The 15,668-nt window shown below is 70.6% G+C and carries 14 protein-coding genes; 10 read left to right on the forward strand and 4 right to left on the reverse strand.

From position 1 onward, the window contains the following. Positions 1 to 24: 24 nt before the first annotated feature. Positions 25 to 3,417 carry a proline dehydrogenase family protein gene (locus RN607_RS06875; protein WP_313545253.1) on the reverse strand — a complete coding sequence of 1,131 codons (3,393 nt, stop codon included), beginning with the start codon at positions 3,415 to 3,417 and terminating at the stop codon, positions 25 to 27. 108 nt (positions 3,418 to 3,525) lie between these two features. On the opposite strand from RN607_RS06875, the gene RN607_RS06880 reads away from it, so the two are divergent. Then, a complete protein-coding gene (locus tag RN607_RS06880; RefSeq protein WP_313545255.1) occupies positions 3,526 to 4,464 on the forward strand; it encodes a LysR family transcriptional regulator in 939 nt (312 codons plus the stop codon). Here the strand turns inward: RN607_RS06880 and RN607_RS06885 are convergent. After that, on the reverse strand, positions 4,433 to 4,858 hold the full coding sequence (locus RN607_RS06885) for an OsmC family peroxiredoxin (RefSeq protein WP_313545258.1): 426 nt from the start codon (positions 4,856 to 4,858) through the stop codon (positions 4,433 to 4,435). The two genes, RN607_RS06880 and RN607_RS06885, sit on opposite strands and share 32 nt — an antisense overlap. 209 nt (positions 4,859 to 5,067) lie before the next feature. Here RN607_RS06885 and RN607_RS06890 point away from each other — a divergent pair, with 209 nt between their 5' ends. Genes RN607_RS06890 through RN607_RS06915 form a run of 6 tightly spaced genes read left to right on the forward strand, consistent with a single transcriptional unit; the run spans position 5,068 to position 10,489 of the window. After that, entirely contained in the window at positions 5,068 to 5,850 is a 783-nt protein-coding gene (locus tag RN607_RS06890) for an SDR family NAD(P)-dependent oxidoreductase (RefSeq protein ID WP_313545260.1), read from the forward strand. A 1-nt stretch (position 5,851) separates the two neighbouring features. Then, complete coding sequence (locus RN607_RS06895) at positions 5,852 to 6,487, forward strand: TetR/AcrR family transcriptional regulator (protein ID WP_313545262.1); 636 nt, start codon at positions 5,852 to 5,854, stop codon at positions 6,485 to 6,487. After that, positions 6,477 to 7,253 (forward strand): hypothetical protein, encoded by a 777-nt coding sequence (locus RN607_RS06900; protein WP_313545264.1) that lies wholly within the window; start codon positions 6,477 to 6,479, stop codon positions 7,251 to 7,253. Before RN607_RS06895 ends, RN607_RS06900 begins: the two co-directional genes overlap by 11 nt. Before the next feature lies 1 nt (position 7,254). Further along, a complete protein-coding gene (locus RN607_RS06905; protein ID WP_313545266.1) occupies positions 7,255 to 8,517 on the forward strand; it encodes an aminotransferase class III-fold pyridoxal phosphate-dependent enzyme in 1,263 nt (420 codons plus the stop codon). Positions 8,518 to 8,525: 8 nt separating this feature from the next. Further along, complete coding sequence (locus RN607_RS06910) at positions 8,526 to 9,782, forward strand: MFS transporter (protein WP_313545268.1); 1,257 nt, start codon at positions 8,526 to 8,528, stop codon at positions 9,780 to 9,782. A gap of 56 nt (positions 9,783 to 9,838) precedes the next feature. Then, positions 9,839 to 10,489 (forward strand): TetR/AcrR family transcriptional regulator, encoded by a 651-nt coding sequence (locus tag RN607_RS06915; RefSeq protein ID WP_313545270.1) that lies wholly within the window; start codon positions 9,839 to 9,841, stop codon positions 10,487 to 10,489. On the opposite strand, the gene RN607_RS06920 is transcribed toward RN607_RS06915, so the two are convergent. Next, on the reverse strand, positions 10,480 to 10,983 hold the full coding sequence (locus RN607_RS06920) for a hypothetical protein (RefSeq protein WP_313545272.1): 504 nt from the start codon (positions 10,981 to 10,983) through the stop codon (positions 10,480 to 10,482). The genes RN607_RS06915 and RN607_RS06920 overlap by 10 nt on opposite strands. A 24-nt stretch (positions 10,984 to 11,007) precedes the next feature. Next, positions 11,008 to 11,784, reverse strand: a complete 777-nt coding sequence (locus RN607_RS06925) for a Cof-type HAD-IIB family hydrolase (protein WP_313545274.1) — start codon at positions 11,782 to 11,784, stop codon at positions 11,008 to 11,010. 209 nt (positions 11,785 to 11,993) lie between these two features. Between RN607_RS06925 and RN607_RS06930 the strand changes: the two genes are divergently transcribed. From RN607_RS06930 to RN607_RS06940, 3 genes are all read left to right on the forward strand, one after another. Continuing rightward, a complete protein-coding gene (locus RN607_RS06930; protein ID WP_313545276.1) occupies positions 11,994 to 12,641 on the forward strand; it encodes an alpha/beta hydrolase in 648 nt (215 codons plus the stop codon). 101 nt (positions 12,642 to 12,742) lie between these two features. After that, the gene (locus tag RN607_RS06935) at positions 12,743 to 13,456 is read left to right on the forward strand and encodes a hypothetical protein (protein WP_313545278.1); all 714 of its coding nucleotides are present in this window, start codon (positions 12,743 to 12,745) and stop codon (positions 13,454 to 13,456) included. A gap of 28 nt (positions 13,457 to 13,484) precedes the next feature. Further along, on the forward strand, positions 13,485 to 15,656 hold the full coding sequence (locus RN607_RS06940; RefSeq protein ID WP_313545280.1) for a YhgE/Pip family protein: 2,172 nt from the start codon (positions 13,485 to 13,487) through the stop codon (positions 15,654 to 15,656). Positions 15,657 to 15,668 lie beyond the last annotated feature (12 nt).

Below are 15,668 nucleotides of genomic sequence, written 5' to 3' on the forward strand. Positions count from 1 at the left end.
TGCGGGCACTGCGCGGGACACGGTTCAGAGCGAGTCGGCCACCCGCCGCGCCGCCTCGAAGTGCGTGCCGTAGCGGTGAGCGGTGATCGACACCGCCTGCTCGCGCAGGAACGGGGTGAGCTCCAGATGAGGCGAGGCCGTCACCGTGTGGTCGAACACCGAGACGACGGTGTTCCCCACGAGCCGACCGACCGCGCGTACACGGGTCCCCTGGTGCGCCGAGGCCCGCAGGATGCACATCGCGTCGTCCTCGAGCCTCAACTCCACGTCGAGCTCGTCGAGCGCGAGCGCGAGCGGCCCTGGCAACGGGATCGGGGCCGACACCACGCCCTCGCCGCCGGTGACGAAGTGAGCGGCGCACGCCCTGATGAGCTCGTCGGTCGATGCCTCCCCATCCCACCGGATGTCCACCTCCGCAGGCCGGTACCGAAGCGCGTCGATCTCGCAGGCGAGCGCGGTACGGTCGAGCGCCGTGCCGTACTGCTCAGCCCATGCACGCTCGTCCGCTGCGACGGCGCTGCGCACCCACGCGGGCGCCTGCGCGCGGTCGAGGAAGGCGCGGAGTCGAGGCGAGGTCGGTTCGGCGTCCTCGATCTCGGTGCGCTCCCAGTCGACGAGCGCGGACAGGTAATGCGGTCCGCCCGCCTTGAACGTCGGCCCGACCACGGAGCGCTTCCAGCCGCCGAACGGCTGACGCTGCACGATCGCACCGGTGATGCCACGGTTCACGTACGCGTTGCCCGCCTCGACGCGGTCGAGCCAATGCGACACCTCTGCAGGGTCCAGGGAGTGGATGCCTGCGGTGAGGCCGTAGTCCACGGCGTTCTGCAGATGGATCGCGTCGTCGAGCGTGGCGACCGCGAGCACGGAGAGCACGGGCCCGAAGCACTCCGTCATGTGGAAGAACGAGCCCGGCCGCGTGCCTGCCTTCAGGGCCGGAGTCCAGGCGCGTCCCGTCTCGTCAAGGGGGGTGGGCTCCACGATCCACCGCTCCCCCGGCTCGAGGGCCGTGAGCGCGCGGCGCAGCTTGCCCGAGGCGGGCTCGATCAGCGGCCCCATCTGAGTGCGGGGCTCGTCGGCCGGCCCTGCGGTGAGGGACCGGACCGCGTCCTCGAGCTGGGTGAGGAACCGATGCGAGGTGGCGACCGTGCCGACGGCGATTACGAGCGACGCTGCAGAGCACTTCTGGCCGGCGTGACCGTAGGCGGATGCGACGATGTCCTTCACCGCGAGGTCGAGGTCCGCGGATGGCGTCACGACGATCGCGTTCTTGCCGCTCGTCTCGGCGAACAGCTTGAGGTCGGGGCGGATCTGCAGGAAGCGGCGTGCGGTCTCGTAGCCACCGGTGAGGATCACCTGGTCGACGCGCGGGTCTCCGACGAGCTGCTCGCCGAGCGCCTCCGGGTCGATGTCGATGAGCTGCAGGGCGTCCTTCGGGACGCCTGCGGCCCAGAGGATCTCCGCGATGACCGCGCCGCAGCGCGGGGACTGCTCGGCGGGCTTGAGTATCGCCGCGCTTCCTGTGGCGAGCGCGGCGAGCGTCGAACCCGTGGGGATCGCGACCGGGAAGTTCCATGGCGGCGTCACGACGGTCACACTGCGCGGGACGGGCCGTGCGCCCTCCCACTGCTCCAGCTCGACGGCCCTCGCGGCGTAGTACCGTGCGAAGTCGATCGCCTCCGACACCTCCGGGTCCGCCTGGTCGACAGTCTTCCCGGCCTCGGACATCATGACCTCGACCAGGTCGCCGCGCCGTGCCTCGAGCTCGACGGCCACGGCCTCGAGCACGGCTGCTCGTGCCTGCGCGCCGATCTGCGCCCAGGCGGTCGCGGCTGACTGCGCGGCGCCGATGACGGCGGACAGGGACGATGCGTCGTCGATGCGAGCGTCCCGCAGGGTGTCCACCCCAAGTGCCGACGTCGCCGCCCGGGCTCTGATCGCCGCGGCCCACGCCCTGTTCGCAGCAACCGACGGGTCAGTGTCAGGAGCATTCGTGAAGCCCCCTGCGGCGGGCGCCGGTGCCGGACGCGGGACGCCGCGGTGGGTCTCGACGGCAGGCTCCGAGGCGAGCATCCACGCCTCACGGAAACGGCCCTCCTCACGCGCGAAGACCGCCGGGTCGGCGTCGATCGCGTACAGCGACGACATGAAGTTCTCCTTGCTCGCCACCTCCTCGAGGCGCCGGACCAGGTAGGCGAGCGCGACGTCGAACTCCTTGGGATGCACGACGGGCGTGTAGAGCCGCAGCGCGCCGACATCGGCTGCGACGGCCTTCGCGACGTGCTCGCCCATGCCCAGGAGCATCTCGAAGTCGACCTTGTCCGCGACCCCTCGCTCAGCGGCGAGCAGCGAGGCGTGCGCCACGTCGAAGAGGTTGTGGCCCGCGACTCCGATCTGGACCGCACGGGTGCGCTCCGGCGTCAGCGCGTAGTCGAGCAGGCGCTTGTACTGCGCGTCGGACTCCGCCTTGGATCCCCATGTGGCGAGCGGCCAGCCGTGCATCTCGGCGTCCACCCGCTCCATCGACAGATTCGCGCCCTTCACCAGACGGATCTTGATCGGAGCGCCGCCGCGTTCGACGCGGTCGGAGGCCCAGGCCTGGAGCCTGCGCATGGCGGGCATCGAGTCGGGAAGGTAGGCCTGCAGGACGATCCCTGCGGTGAGCGACGCGAACTCCTCCTCGCCGAGCAGACGGGTGAAGACCTCGACCGTCAAGTCCAGGTCGCGGTACTCCTCCATGTCAAGGTTGACGAAGCCTCCCGCCGCCCTCGCCGTGCGCAGCAGGGGGCGCAGCGTCTCGACGATGTGGCCGACGGACTCGTCGAGCGCCCACGGGTTGTGCGGCGCGATCGCCGCCGACACCTTCAGGGACACGTAGTCGACGTCATCGCGGGTGAGCAGCTGTTCCGTGCGGGCCAGGCGACGATCCGCTTCCTGCTGGCCGAGCACGGCCTCGCCGAGCAGGTTCACGTTGAGACGATGGCCGTCGCGCCGCAGCCGTGCGAGCGCACCGCCGAGCCGCTTGGGGCTGGCATCCACGATGAGATGTCCGACGAGCGTGCGCACAGTGAGGCGTGCTGCTCCGACGACGACGCCCGGCAGCACCCGCGAAGCCACGGATCCGAGGCCGAGCGCGGCACGCTGCCAATGCGCGAGCCTGCCCTCGCTCTTGCGGGACAGCGCGCGGAGGCTCCGTGCGGCGACGCGCGGGTCCTCCGGCCGGATCACCTCGTCGACGAACTGCGTGAGGAATGCCAGACCGCCCTCGCGTCCGAGCAGATCGGCGAGCATGGCTGCCGCGCCGGTGACGCGGTGCTGGCGCGAGGCCTCGAGCCATGCGCGCACCTGCGCGGACACCTCGTCCGGGCCGTGCGATGCGACGTCCCCGCCCTGCGCGGCGGCGGCGGTGCGGATCATGGTGCTTCCTCCAGGGGTCTCCATGGGAGTCAAGTGTGGGCACGACTTCGATTCAGCACCAGTTCACATTCCTACCTCCATGAGACCAGACCTGCTTAACTGTTGCTCATGCTCGATCTCACCCGCCTGGCCATGCTCCGCGAGTTCGATCGCCGTGGCACCGTGGCGGGCGCCGCAGAGGCGATGGGATACACGCCATCCGCCGTCTCGCAGCAGCTCACGGCGCTCGAGCGCGAGGCGGGAGTCGCGCTCACGACCCGTGCCGGTCGGCGCCTCCGGCTCACGCCCGCCGGGACCCGTCTCGTGCTGCGCGCCGACGAGCTCCTGAAGGTGATGGAGCACGCTGAGGCAGAGCTCCACGCCGATGAGGGCACGCCCTCCGGCACCGTCAGGCTCGCCGTGTTCCAGTCCGCGGCGCTCACGCTCGTGCCGCCCGCCTTGCGCTCGCTCGCCATCAGCCACCCCGGCGTGCGCGTGCTCGTGACCCAGTCCGAGCCGGGAGCTGCGCTCGCGGACACGTGGGCGCGGGACTTCGACCTCGTGATCGCCGAGGAGTATCCCCACCACTCCGCCCCGCACTATCCCGACATGGTCCGGCGCCCCCTCATGCGTGACGAGATCAGGCTCTGCGTGGGCGGTCGATGGTCCGAAGCCACGGCACTCGTCGAGGTCGCCGACGCTCCTTGGGTGATGGAGCCGCGCGGTACCGCGACCAGGCACTTCGCCGAGCAGGCCTGTCGCCTCAGCGGCTTCGAGCCCGACGTGCGCTTCGAGTCCGCCGACCTCCAGGCGCACGCCGCGTACATCGAGGCCGGCCTGGCCGTCGGCCTGCTGCCAGGCCTCATGTGGAGCCGCGGAACGGCCGCGCTCGCGGCGCGCGCGCTCGCACCGGCGGCCCACCGGGCGGTGTTCACCGCCGCGCGGGCGGTGTCCGCCGCGGATCCCTCCGTCCTCGCCGTGACGGGCGCGCTTGAGCAGGCCGCCGACGCGGTGGAGGCGGCGAGGCCTCACGGTCTCACTGCTGAAGCGTCGCGCTCTCAAGGCTGACGTCGATCGCGCCGAGCGCCTTGGACATCGGGCAGTTGTCCTTCGCATCCTCGGCGATCCGCCCGAACTCGATCGGATCGAGACCAGGCACATGCGCGTGGACGGTGAGCATGCTCCAGGTGATCCCCTCGCCCGGCACGAACTGCACCCGGGCGTCGGTTCGCATCTCGAGGGGCGGTGTGCCGTTCTGCTCGAGCGCATTCGACAACGCCATCGCGAAGCAGGCGGAGTGCGCAGCCGCAAGGAGCTCCTCCGGGGTCGACGAGGTGCCCTCGCCGGTCGACCGCTGTCGCCAGTCGACCGGGACCTCCGCGGTTCCGGATCCCAGGCTCGTGAGTCCCTTGCCGTCGCTGAGCCCGCCCTGCCACCTTGTCGTCGCCTTGCTGGTGATCATCGTTGTCGCTCCTGTCGGTGAGTGGTGGATGGTTCCCGCCCAGTCTTGCATCGCGTCGGTCGCTTCACCCGGCGGCCGCCCTGCCCGGCAGATCGCGCCTGTTAACAGCGCGTAAATTCTGGGTCGCTGCGCTTGCCGGGAGGCCGAGGGAGCGTGTTCAGTACGGCTCATTGGACGTACGTCCAATACTTCGGAGGGAGGCAGAGCAGATGACGGCCAACCCGCGATGCGTGGTGGTGACCGGAGCGAGCTCCGGGTTCGGCGTCGAGTTCGCCCGTCGGTTCGCCGCGCGCGGAGCGAGCCTGGTGCTCGTGGCACGCCGCAAGGACCGGCTGGACGCTCTGGCCCTCGAGCTCGAGGCGGCGCACGGCGTGAAGTGCGTCGTGATCCCGATGGACCTCGCAGAGCCGGGCGCGGCCCAACGGATCGCGGCCGAGCTCGCGACGCGCGACATTCAGCCGGACGCGCTCATCAACAACGCGGGCTTCGGGATCGACGGTCCCTTCGCGGAGTCCGACCCGGACGCCGTCCGGCGCCTCCTTCAGGTCAACGTGGTGGCTCTCACCGAGCTGACGCGACTGCTGCTGCCTGCGCTGCTCGACGCGAAGCACGGAGTGCTGGTGAACGTGGCGAGCACGGCGGCATTTCAGCCTCTGCCGAGCATCGCTCTCTACGCCGCCTCCAAGGCGTACGTCCGCTCCCTGACCGAGGCGCTCTGGAAGGAGGCCGAGGGCACGCCCCTGCGGGTGCTCGCGCTCTGCCCTGGACCTACGGAGACCGAGTTCTTCGAGGCCGCGGGCTCAGAGCGGTTCAAGGTGGGTCAGGTGCTCACCGTCGAGGCCGTGGTGGACGAGGCGTTCGCCGCGCTCTCCCGCGCGCGGACGCGCCCCACGCGCGTCGCCGGGTGGCGCAACCGTGTCACCGCGCACGCTTCTCGTCTGGCCCCTACCCGCGTCGCGCTGCGAGTCGCAGCCGACCTCACGAAGGACTGACATGGCAAGGATCCCGCTTGAGGAGCGCCGGAGGCTCCTCATCTCAGCGACGCTCACCGTCATCGAGCGTGACGGCATGGCAGGGGCGACCGCGCGCAGGATCGTCCAGGAGGCGCAGATGCCCCTGGGTGCGCTCCACTATGCGTTCGACAACGTCGAGGCCCTGCTGACAGCAGCGGCGGACGAGGTCACCGCGGCGGAGCGCCTCGTGGCCGAGCAGGGACTCGTGGAGGCAACTCGCACGGAAGGCCTCGCGGGAGTGCTGGCCGCAGGGTTGGAGGGCTATGTCGACCTGCTCGTCGCTGAGCCCGGGCGGGAGCTCGCGTTCCTGGAGCTCATGCTCCACGCGTCCCGCGCCCGGCTCGGATCGCCGCCGGCCCCGGGACGCTATGCCGGCGCCTATCGCATGGTCGGCGAGCTGCTCTCCCAGGCTGCCCAGGCTGCCGGACGGACGTGGGGGCTTCCGCTCGAGGAGCTCTCCCGTCACACCGTCTCCGTGCTCGACGGGATCACCACCACGTGGCTGGCCGACCACGACACGGATGCGGCCAAGGCGACCGCGCGCTTCCACGCGCGCGCGCTCGCGGCGACGGCAGCGCCCGTCGATCATCAGGAAGGAACGTCAGATGCTCACTGAACTGGACCCGAGGGTGGCCGCGCACGTGAACGCGCACGCCGTCCTGGGTGCGTTGCCTGTGCTCGCCGCCCGCGTGCCCGACGCACGAGACGTCCTCGCCGGGCTCACGCGGCCGACCGCCGTCATCCTCAAGGCACCCGGCGTCGCCCCTGCGGCCTACACCTTCACCGACAAGGCGATCGCGCCAGGCGCCGCCTCCGGGGCCCGCAGGGTGACGCTGCTGTTCACCTCGCCCGACCACCTGAACCGCATGATCGCCGGCAGCGCGCAACCGATCCCCGTCGCCTCCCCTGCCGGGCTGCGGTTCCTCACCGGCGCGTTCACCCGGCTGGCAGACCTGCTCGGCCGCTACCTTCGTCCGACCGCGAACGACCTGGGGGATCCGTCGGTCCGAGAGGCGTCCACGCTGATGATCCTGCATGTGGCGGCGGCCGCGATCGCCCAGGTCGCCAATGAGGACCGCTCTGGACGGTTCTCGGCCGCGCACGTGCCGGACGGCGAGGTGGCTCTCGAGGTGGGCGATGACATCGACCTGCGCCTGCTCGTCGCGCGGGGTCGGTTCACCTTCATCGGCGCCGGTGCCGAGGAGCCCGCGCGGGCGGCGCTGAGATTCGCGGACCTCGACGTCGCGGGCGACGTCCTGTCCGGGCGCGCGTCGGCCCTCAGCAGCATCTGCGACGGCACGCTCGGCATGCGGGGCTACATCCCGATGCTCGACAACGTCAGCCGCATCCTCGACCGCGTCGGCCACTACCTCGGAGACTGAGATGACCACCACCCCGATCGCCCCTTACACGTACTCGGCGTCGTTCGCGGCGTTCGACCGGGCAGCACGCGTCATCCCCGCCGGAGTCCCGGGGCATCTGGGGCCGTCGGAGGGATGCTTCATCCCGAACGGCGCGTTCCCCCGGTTCTCCTCCCGCGCCGAGGGCTCCCGCTTCTGGGACGTGGACGGCAACGAGTACATCGACTACATGTGCGGCTACGGCCCGAACGTGCTCGGGTACCGCGACCGCGACGTGGACGCGGCCGCCGCAGCCCAGGCCAGGGTCGAGGACGTGGTGACCCTCCCGTCGACCGTGATGGTGGACCTTGCCGAGCTGCTCGTCGAGACGGTGGCGTCCGCCGACTGGGCGTTCTTCGCGAAGAACGGCGGCGACACGACGACGCTCGCGGTCATGACTGCGCGCGCGCACACGCGCCGGAAGAAGGTCGTCTTCGTCGAGGGCTACTACCACGGGGTCGCGCCTTGGACTCAGAAGCTCGACTACCCCGGCGTCCTCGAGGAGGACGTGGCGAACAACCTCGACGTCCCGTGGAACGACCTGATCGCGCTCGAGGCGATGTTCGAGCGCCACGCAGGCGAGATCGCGGCGTTCATCTCGACGCCGTACTTTCACGGCAACTTCCTGGACAACGTGCTCCCCGCGCCCGGCTACTGGCAGGGGGTGCGCGACCTGTGCGACCGTCACGGGGTGGTCCTCATCATGGACGACGTGCGGGCCGGCTGGCGGCTCGATCTTGCAGGCTCCGACCACCACTACGGGATCAAGGCGGACCTGATCTGCTTCTGCAAGGCGATCGGCAACGGCTACAACCTGTCCGCACTGTGTGGAAGGGGGCAGTTCAAGGAGTCGGTCGCGTCACTCACGTACACGGGCTCCTACTGGATGAGCGCGGTGCCGTTCGCCGCGTCGATCGCGACGATCACGAAGCTGAAGGAGATCGACGCGCCTGCCCTCTTCCGAGCCCGGGGCCGCAAGGTGACCGACGGCCTCGTGGCCGCAGCCGCCGGGCACGGTCTCACCCTCGTCGCCTCAGGGGAGCCGGCGCTCTTCTATCTTCGGCTCGCCGACGACGACTCGCTGCTGCTGCACCAGGCGTGGGTCGCCGAGTGCGTCCAACGGGGCCTGTGGATCACGTCGCATCACAACCACTTCCTCAACGCCTCGCTCACCGACGCGGACATCGACCGAACGCTGGAGGTCGCCGACGAGGCGTTCCGCCTGGTCGCCGCAAGGCACGGGTAGGAGCCCGGATGACGACGCGCACCCTTGGAGACGTGTCGAGCCGCACTGAACGGCGTGGCGTCACCGCCGCGTACGCCGCTCAGGGCCTCAGCTACGCCACGGTCGTGACGGCTCTGCCCTTCTTCAAGAACCGGTACGGCATCGACGACGACGTCGTGGCGCTCATCACGCTGACCGTCGTGGTGGGCGCCGCGTGCGGGTCCGTGCTCGCCGATCGGGTGGCGGTGCGCTGGGGCTCCCGCATGTCGCTGATCCTCGCCTTGTCTGCGCAGGCGATCGCGCTCGCCGGGGTGCTCGTCGCTCAGCCGTTCCCGCTGTTCTGGGTCTTCTTCGGCGTGTACGGTCTGGGCCTCGGCGGCGCCGACGCGTCCGCCGCCATGCAGGCTGTCCTCGTGCAGCGTCTGATCGGGCGGTCGGTCATGGGCTCCTTCTTCGCTACGGCCACGGTCGCGGCGGCGTGCGGAGCCGTCCTGATGTCAGGCGCCTCCGGGTCCTCTCTTGGCGCGTCGCTCGCGCTCGGAGTCGCTGCTACCGTCGCGGCCGCCGTCGCACTGGTCGGCACGCGGATCCTCGACAGGACTCGCGAGGCGCGTGCCACCACGCCTGCGCAGAGGGCCGCGCGAGCGCCCATCCCAGCCCTGGGTCTCGTGCTCATCGGGTTCGTGGTCTTCGCCGCGTTCGCCGCGGACTCCACGCTCAGCACGTGGACGACCCTCTACCTTCAGGACGAGCTGGCGCTGACCGGCACCGTCGCGGTGCTCGGCGTGGCGTTCATGATCGCGCCGCTCGGATACGGCATCTACCAGGCGACGACGCTGGCGACCAGGTTGGCGTCCGACGTGGTGGTGCGTCGCTGGGGCCGAGCACCGCTCGCCGGCGGCGCCCTCGCGGTCGGGGCGTCGGGCCTCGCGACCATGGCCGCCGTCCCGACCGTGGCCGCTGTCTTCGTGGGGCTCGCGCTCGCGGGGCTGGGCATCGGCGTGCTCGCGCCGCTCGCGTTCTCGGCTGCGGGAGATCTCGAGCCGAGCAGGAGCGATGAGATCGTCGCGCGGGTGAACCTCTTCAACTACCCCGGCTCCGTGATCGGCGCGGTCGCACCAGGGCTCGTTGCTGCCACGGTCGGCTACGGACCGTCGTTCCTGGTGGCGGCATCTCTTCTGGCCGCTGCGCTGGTGGCGGTCCCGCAGCTGCGGGCGCTCCCCCGACGGGACGGGTCACGCGCCGCGGCAGTCGAGCCCGCATCTGAGCGCGCACCCGCCGACTGACACTCGGTGCTTCAACGTTCTCAAAAGTGAGCCTGTATCCCGTACACTAGGTGACCATGACTGAAGACCGACCTGTGGGAGCCCGCGAGGCCGCACGCCGCCGAGTGCGTGCCGCCCTTGCCGGGGCAGCGCGCACGCTGGTGGCCGAGAACGGATACGACGACACCACGATCGAGATGATCGCGGAGCGCGCGGGAGTGTCCCGACGGACCTTCTTCCGTCACTTCGAGACGAAGGACGCGGTCCTCCTGCACTTCTACGACGAGCTCGGCGACGAGATCGCAGCCAAGATCCTCGACCAGGGCGATGACGTGCCTGCGTGGATCGCTGTCGCGAACGCCTTCGCCGTGATCGAGGAGTTCCTGTCGCTCGCGACCGACCGCGTCGCGCACTCGCAGCTCGCACGGATCATCGACGACTCGCCCCGCTTGCATGCGGCGCGCAACCACCGCCGACGTCACAACGTGGAGCGTGCCGCCCGCGCGCTGCTCGAGCGCGAGTCGCGAGCTGGGCGCGAGATGTCGCCGCTCATCGCCAGCGCGGTTGCCGGCTCGGCGTTCTCGTGCCTCTACTCCGCAGAGAAGGTCTATCTTCACGACGCGTCGGCCGACGCGACCGACACGTTCGTGACGGTGGCGACGGGACTGTTCGAGCAGATCGGCCTGGCACAGGCCTATTCGCTCGCGTCCGCCGAAGCTCAGGGCTGAACGACGCGGTCGCCGTCCGCGAGGCGCACGGCCACCGCTGTCGAGATCAGGCAGGACTCCTCGCGTCGCACTCGAGCGACGAAGGCCCAGGCGAGCAGTCCGATGGCCCCCGCCGCCAGGTACGGCTGAACGGGCTCGAACCACTGGATCGCGCCGGTGTAGCCCACCGCGAGCAGCACCAGCTTGTTGCACACGGGGCATCCCACGGCGAAGAACGTGGCGATTCCTCCTGCCATGCCCAGCCTGCGCTCGCGCTCGGTCCGGGCCGCCTCGGGGGTCGCCACATAGGTGGCGGCCACCAGGCCTCCGAGGATCGAGCTGATCCCCAGCGCCCACCACGACCAAGGCGTCGGGGGTATCTCCCTGCCGAACACGGGGTTGGGAATGAGGTCCGTAGGGATCGCGATGAAGAGGAAGGTGCCGATCGCGGTGCCGACGGTGAACCACCATCGACGGGCAGGCCAGAGCCTGAGGGATGCCACGATGCTCGTCATACCGCAATAATACCCCACGGGGTATTAGGAGAGGCGACGCAGCAGCTCCTCGAGGACCGTGATGACGCCCTGCTCGGCGTTCGAGGGCGCGCGGTAGCGCGCCGCGGCCGCGACGTCCGGATGCGCGTTGGCCATCGCGAACGACAGATCGGCATGCGCCATCATCTCGAGGTCGTTCAGGAAGTCCCCGAACACCGCCGTCTGCGCTCGTGACACCGCCGATGCACGCTGCAGGGCCGCCAACGCGCGCCCCTTGTCCACGCCCGGTGCCATGACATCCACCCAGTGATGGTCCGACACGACGACCCGAAGGTCGGCGCCGAAGGGTGCGAGCGACTCGGCGGTGCCCTCGGCTCCGCCGAAGTCGTAGACAGCGATCTTCAGGAAGTCGTCCTCGGCATCGTGCAGGTCGGTGAGCACCTCGAGCGCCTTGTAGTAGTGCTCCACCTTCTCGAGGAACGGCCCGTCGGTCCGTTCCACATAGGCGGACCGTTTGCCGCAGAGCACCACCCCGATATCAGCTCCTGCCCGCGACCGCGACCGAAGCGCGTCGATCAGCGTGGGCACGGTGCCGTCCGGAAGCGCGCTTGCGCTGACCTCCCTGCCCTCCCGGACCACGTACGCGCCGTTCTCGGCGATGTAGTCGAGCGACGCGCCCGCGGCTCCGAACTGCGCCGCGAGCGTCGCGTACTGGCGACCGGACGCAGGCGCGAACGCGATACCCCTCCGGTGCAGCTCATCGAGGAGGCCCCAGAGGCGTGCGGGGATCTGCTTGTGCTCGTCCAGGAGCGTTCCGTCCATGTCGCATACGACGAGCCGCAGATCCAAGGGTCCTTCAGGGAGACGCACGGGACGATGCCGCCTTTCATGGGTGCGCACGCGACAAGGCTGAGCGCGCGTCGTAGACAGGAGGGGTGGACGCCGGAGAGCGCCTCCCCGCATGCTACCTGGGTCGGAACACGCTGCCCGCGCACCGCGACGCGACACCTCACCGCGCGATACTGGGGCGCATGACCGCCCTGATGTCGATCACCTCGCCCACCTGGCCGGCGCCGGACTCGCCGAGCCGACGGCCGCTGCTGCTCCTGCTGCACGGGTACGGGGCGGACGAACGCGACCTTGCCGGCCTCGCCCCGCTCCTGCCGATCGGCGTCCCGTGGGCATCCGTGCGGGCGCCCCTGGAGATGGGATTCGGAGGCGCTGCCTGGTTCCCGCTGAGCCCCCCGACGCTCGACTACTCGGCGGACGCGGTCCGGGCGGCCACCGGGGACCTCTGGCGCTGGATCGACGATCATGCACCGGCCGACGCCCCGCTGGTGCCGATCGGCTTCTCGCAGGGAGGGCTCATGGCGCTCGAGCTTCTGCGGACGCTGCCGGAGCGCATCGTGGGCACGGTGGTGCTCTCCGGCTTCGTCGCGGACGTCCCCGATGCGGACGACGCGCGACTGGCCGAGGCGCGTCCCCGCGTGCTGTGGGTCAGGGGCGACGCCGACGCGGTGATCCCGCCCGCGCAGGTGGCCCGCATGGAGAGGTGGCTTCCCATGCACGCCTCGCCGTCCATGCGTGTGCACCCAGGCCTCGGGCACGGGACCGATGAGCGCGTGATGGCGGACGTCGTGGAGTTCCTCGAGGAGATCGGCGTCGGCACCGGAGCCTGACCCGCCTCGGCGCCGACGTCTCTCGGCCAAGGCTTGGCACGGCGTGCGTCAGGTGTCTCGTTCTCGTACTAGACTGACCAGTCAGTACAAAAGGAGAATCCGTGACCACCCAAGCCACACGACAGATGCAGAGCACTCCTGTCCATCCCGCCCCGCCCGTGCTCGACCTGAGGGGCGCCGCCCTGCGGACCCGCCGCGCACCCGTGTTCGGACCCCTCGACGGCGTCATCGACCAGCCGCTCACGCTTGTGCTCGGCGACCGCGGCTCCGGACGCACCTCTCTGCTGCTTGCGCTCGGCGGCCGCATGCGCCTCACGGGCGGCAGCATTCGGACCCTCGGCTACGACACCGCTCGATCCGCCCGTACGGTGCGCTCGCTGAGCGCGGTGGCCGGATTCGATCCGATCGACCGCCTGGACGGCGCCACACGAGTCTCCGAGGTGCTGCGCGAGCGCCAGACCTGGACCTCACCCTGGTACCGGCGGGTCGGGAAGCCTTCGGAGAAGGCGGTCCACGCCGCGCTCGCTCCCGTGTTCGGCGCCGCGCCCGTCCCGGTGTCGGGCGAGCTCGTCCGCGACCTCACGGAGAGCCAGGACCTGCTGCTGCGCGTGAGCCTCGCCATGGTGGAGCGGCCACGCCTGCTGCTCGTCGACGACCTCGACGCCGTGAAGAATCCGGCCGAACGCGCACAGGTCGCGGCACGCCTGGAGGCTCTCGCCGCGGCTGGCACCGCAGTCGTCGTCGGCTCCGCCGACCTGCGGGACGCAGAGCTCCTCGAGCCGTCCACCACCGCCGTCCTCTCCCTCACCCGCTAAGACCTTTCACGAATCGAGAAGTCCCGTCATGTCGATCCTCTCCCCCGGCACCGAGCTCAAGCGATTCCGCGCCGGCGTGCTCCCACGCGTCGCGCTCGGAGTCCTGCTCTTCATCCCTCTCATCTATGGGGCGCTCTATCTCTGGGCCTTCTGGGCGCCGACCGAGCACCTGGACGCGATGGCCGTCGCGCTCGTCGATGAGGACCAGGCGGTGACCCTCTCCGACGGGACGACGCTCGATGCGGGTGCGCAGGTGAAGCAGGCGCTGCTCGACTCCGGTGATCTCGGCTGGGTCGTGACGGACGCGGCCGCCGCGGCGTCCGGGGTGTCGGACGGGACCTACTACTTCTCGGTCACGATCCCCGCGGGCTTCTCCTCCGCGATCGCCTCTGTCGAGGGCTCGGACCCGCAGGCCGCACCCATCGAGGTCCACTACAACGAGACCAACAGCTTCCTCGCGACCACGCTCGGCCGCACGGCGATGCTGCAGGTCCAGGAGGCGGTGTCGGACACGACGTCCGCGCAGACCGCACTGACGCTCATCCAGGGGGTCGAGACGCTGTCGTCCGGCGTCTCCGACGCGGCCGACGGGGCCCGCTCGCTCGACTCCGGCACAGAAGCGCTGTCGAGCGGCGCCACAGATCTGGCCGACGGCCTGGGTCAGCTCTCGAGCGGCGCGTCCCGCCTGGCGTCCGGCACGACGGCTCTGTCGAGCGGCACGCGATCGCTCCTGTCCGGCGCTCAGAGCGTCGCCGACGGCGCCGGCTCCGTGGCCGTCGGCGCCTCCGCCCTCGCCGACGGCACCTCGACACTCGCCGACGGCGCGAACGGCCTGTCGTCAGGCGTCGCTCAGCTGGACGACGCCGCTGCGCGCCTCGCGTCCAGCCTTGACCGGCTCGCGACGGGAACGTCCGGGATGGACACGTCGGCTGCCGCGCTTGCCACGGGCGCCGCCCAGGTCTCCACCGGCATCGGGACCATCGCCCAGCTCGCGACCGCCTACCCGACCATGACGCTCGCCGACCTCGAGGCAGCCCTCGAGCAGGGCGGCGGGTCCCTCGCCGCGCTCGCCGCAGGCGGTGCGCAGGTGGCGGACGGCACGGCAGCCCTCGCCGCAAGCACAGCGTATGTCGATGACGAGCACCCTGGCCTGGTCACCTCGATCCAGCTCCTGGCCCAGGGAGCCGACCAGCTCTCCGCGAGCATGGCAGACGCCAACGATGGTGCGGCGCAGGTCAGCGTGGGCGCCGACCAGGCTGCGGCCGGTGCCGAACAGCTCGCCACGGGCGCAGGGCAGCTCTCGGACGGTGCCGACCAGCTCGCCGCGGGCGCCGCGTCGCTCGCGGACGGGTCGACGACAGTCGAGTCCGGTGCTGCCGCTCTGGCCGACGCCGCGGCGCAGGCCGCGTCAGGCTCCACGGACCTCGCCGACGGTGCACAGCAGGTCGCCGACGGCACCGGGACGCTGTCCGCCGCGCTCTCCGACGGTGCCTCCGCTGCGCCCACCATCGACTCCTCACAGGCGACAGCCATGGCCGCCGCCATCGCGAACCCGGTCACGTTGGACCAGACGACCGACAACCAGACCCAGGGCTTCGGCGAGGGCTTCGCGCCCTTCTTCATCGCGCTGGCCACCTTCGTGGGCGCCCTCATCACGTGGCTGATCCTGCGGCCGCTGCCTGTGAGGCTGCTCGGCACGCGCGCGTCGGGCCTGCGGGCCGTCCTCACAGGCTTCGTCCCCGCAGCGCTGCTCGCTGTGGGACAGACACTCATCATGATGGCCGTGCTGACGCTCGGCATCGGGGTGTCGCCGGTGCACCTGGTGGGCATGACGCTGTTCGTGCTGCTGGCGACACTCGCATTCATGGCGCTGCAGCAGATGTTCGTGATCCTCCTGGGATCCGCCGCGGGACGCGTGGTCAGCCTCGTGCTGCTCATGCTCCAGCTGTCGTCCTCCTCCGGGACCTACCCGGTCGAGACGTCGCCCACCTTCTTCCAGGCGCTCCACCCCTACATGCCCGCGTCGTACGTGGTCACGGGTCTGCGCGCACTGCTCGGCGGCGGGATCGACGCACGGTTCTGGGGCGCGCTCGCCTATATGGTGGGCCTTCTGGTGGTGTCCCTCGCGGTGAGCGCGATCGCGGCCGGCCGTCAGAAGGTGTGGACGATCGCGAGGCTCCACCCTGAGCTGACCATCTGACGTATCACCCAC

The organism is Demequina capsici, from assembly GCF_032102965.1.
GTDB lineage: Bacteria > Actinomycetota > Actinomycetes > Actinomycetales > Demequinaceae > Demequina > Demequina capsici.

Excerpts from the sequence above, each read along its gene's own strand:
- RN607_RS06910 (WP_313545268.1), top strand. The coding sequence starts at position 8,526 with ATGACGACGCGCACCCTTGGAGACGTGTCGAGCCGCACTGAACGGCGT.
- RN607_RS06900 (WP_313545264.1), top strand. The coding sequence starts at position 6,477 with ATGCTCACTGAACTGGACCCGAGGGTGGCCGCGCACGTGAACGCGCAC.
- RN607_RS06930 (WP_313545276.1), top strand. The coding sequence starts at position 11,994 with ATGACCGCCCTGATGTCGATCACCTCGCCCACCTGGCCGGCGCCGGAC.
- RN607_RS06875 (WP_313545253.1), bottom strand. The coding sequence starts at position 3,417 with ATGATCCGCACCGCCGCCGCCGCGCAGGGCGGGGACGTCGCATCGCAC.
- RN607_RS06880 (WP_313545255.1), top strand. The coding sequence starts at position 3,526 with ATGCTCGATCTCACCCGCCTGGCCATGCTCCGCGAGTTCGATCGCCGT.
- RN607_RS06940 (WP_313545280.1), top strand. The coding sequence starts at position 13,485 with ATGTCGATCCTCTCCCCCGGCACCGAGCTCAAGCGATTCCGCGCCGGC.
- RN607_RS06905 (WP_313545266.1), top strand. The coding sequence starts at position 7,255 with ATGACCACCACCCCGATCGCCCCTTACACGTACTCGGCGTCGTTCGCG.
- RN607_RS06925 (WP_313545274.1), bottom strand. The coding sequence starts at position 11,784 with ATGGACGGAACGCTCCTGGACGAGCACAAGCAGATCCCCGCACGCCTC.
- RN607_RS06895 (WP_313545262.1), top strand. The coding sequence starts at position 5,852 with ATGGCAAGGATCCCGCTTGAGGAGCGCCGGAGGCTCCTCATCTCAGCG.
- RN607_RS06890 (WP_313545260.1), top strand. The coding sequence starts at position 5,068 with ATGACGGCCAACCCGCGATGCGTGGTGGTGACCGGAGCGAGCTCCGGG.
- RN607_RS06920 (WP_313545272.1), bottom strand. The coding sequence starts at position 10,983 with ATGACGAGCATCGTGGCATCCCTCAGGCTCTGGCCTGCCCGTCGATGG.
- RN607_RS06885 (WP_313545258.1), bottom strand. The coding sequence starts at position 4,858 with ATGATCACCAGCAAGGCGACGACAAGGTGGCAGGGCGGGCTCAGCGAC.
- RN607_RS06915 (WP_313545270.1), top strand. The coding sequence starts at position 9,839 with ATGACTGAAGACCGACCTGTGGGAGCCCGCGAGGCCGCACGCCGCCGA.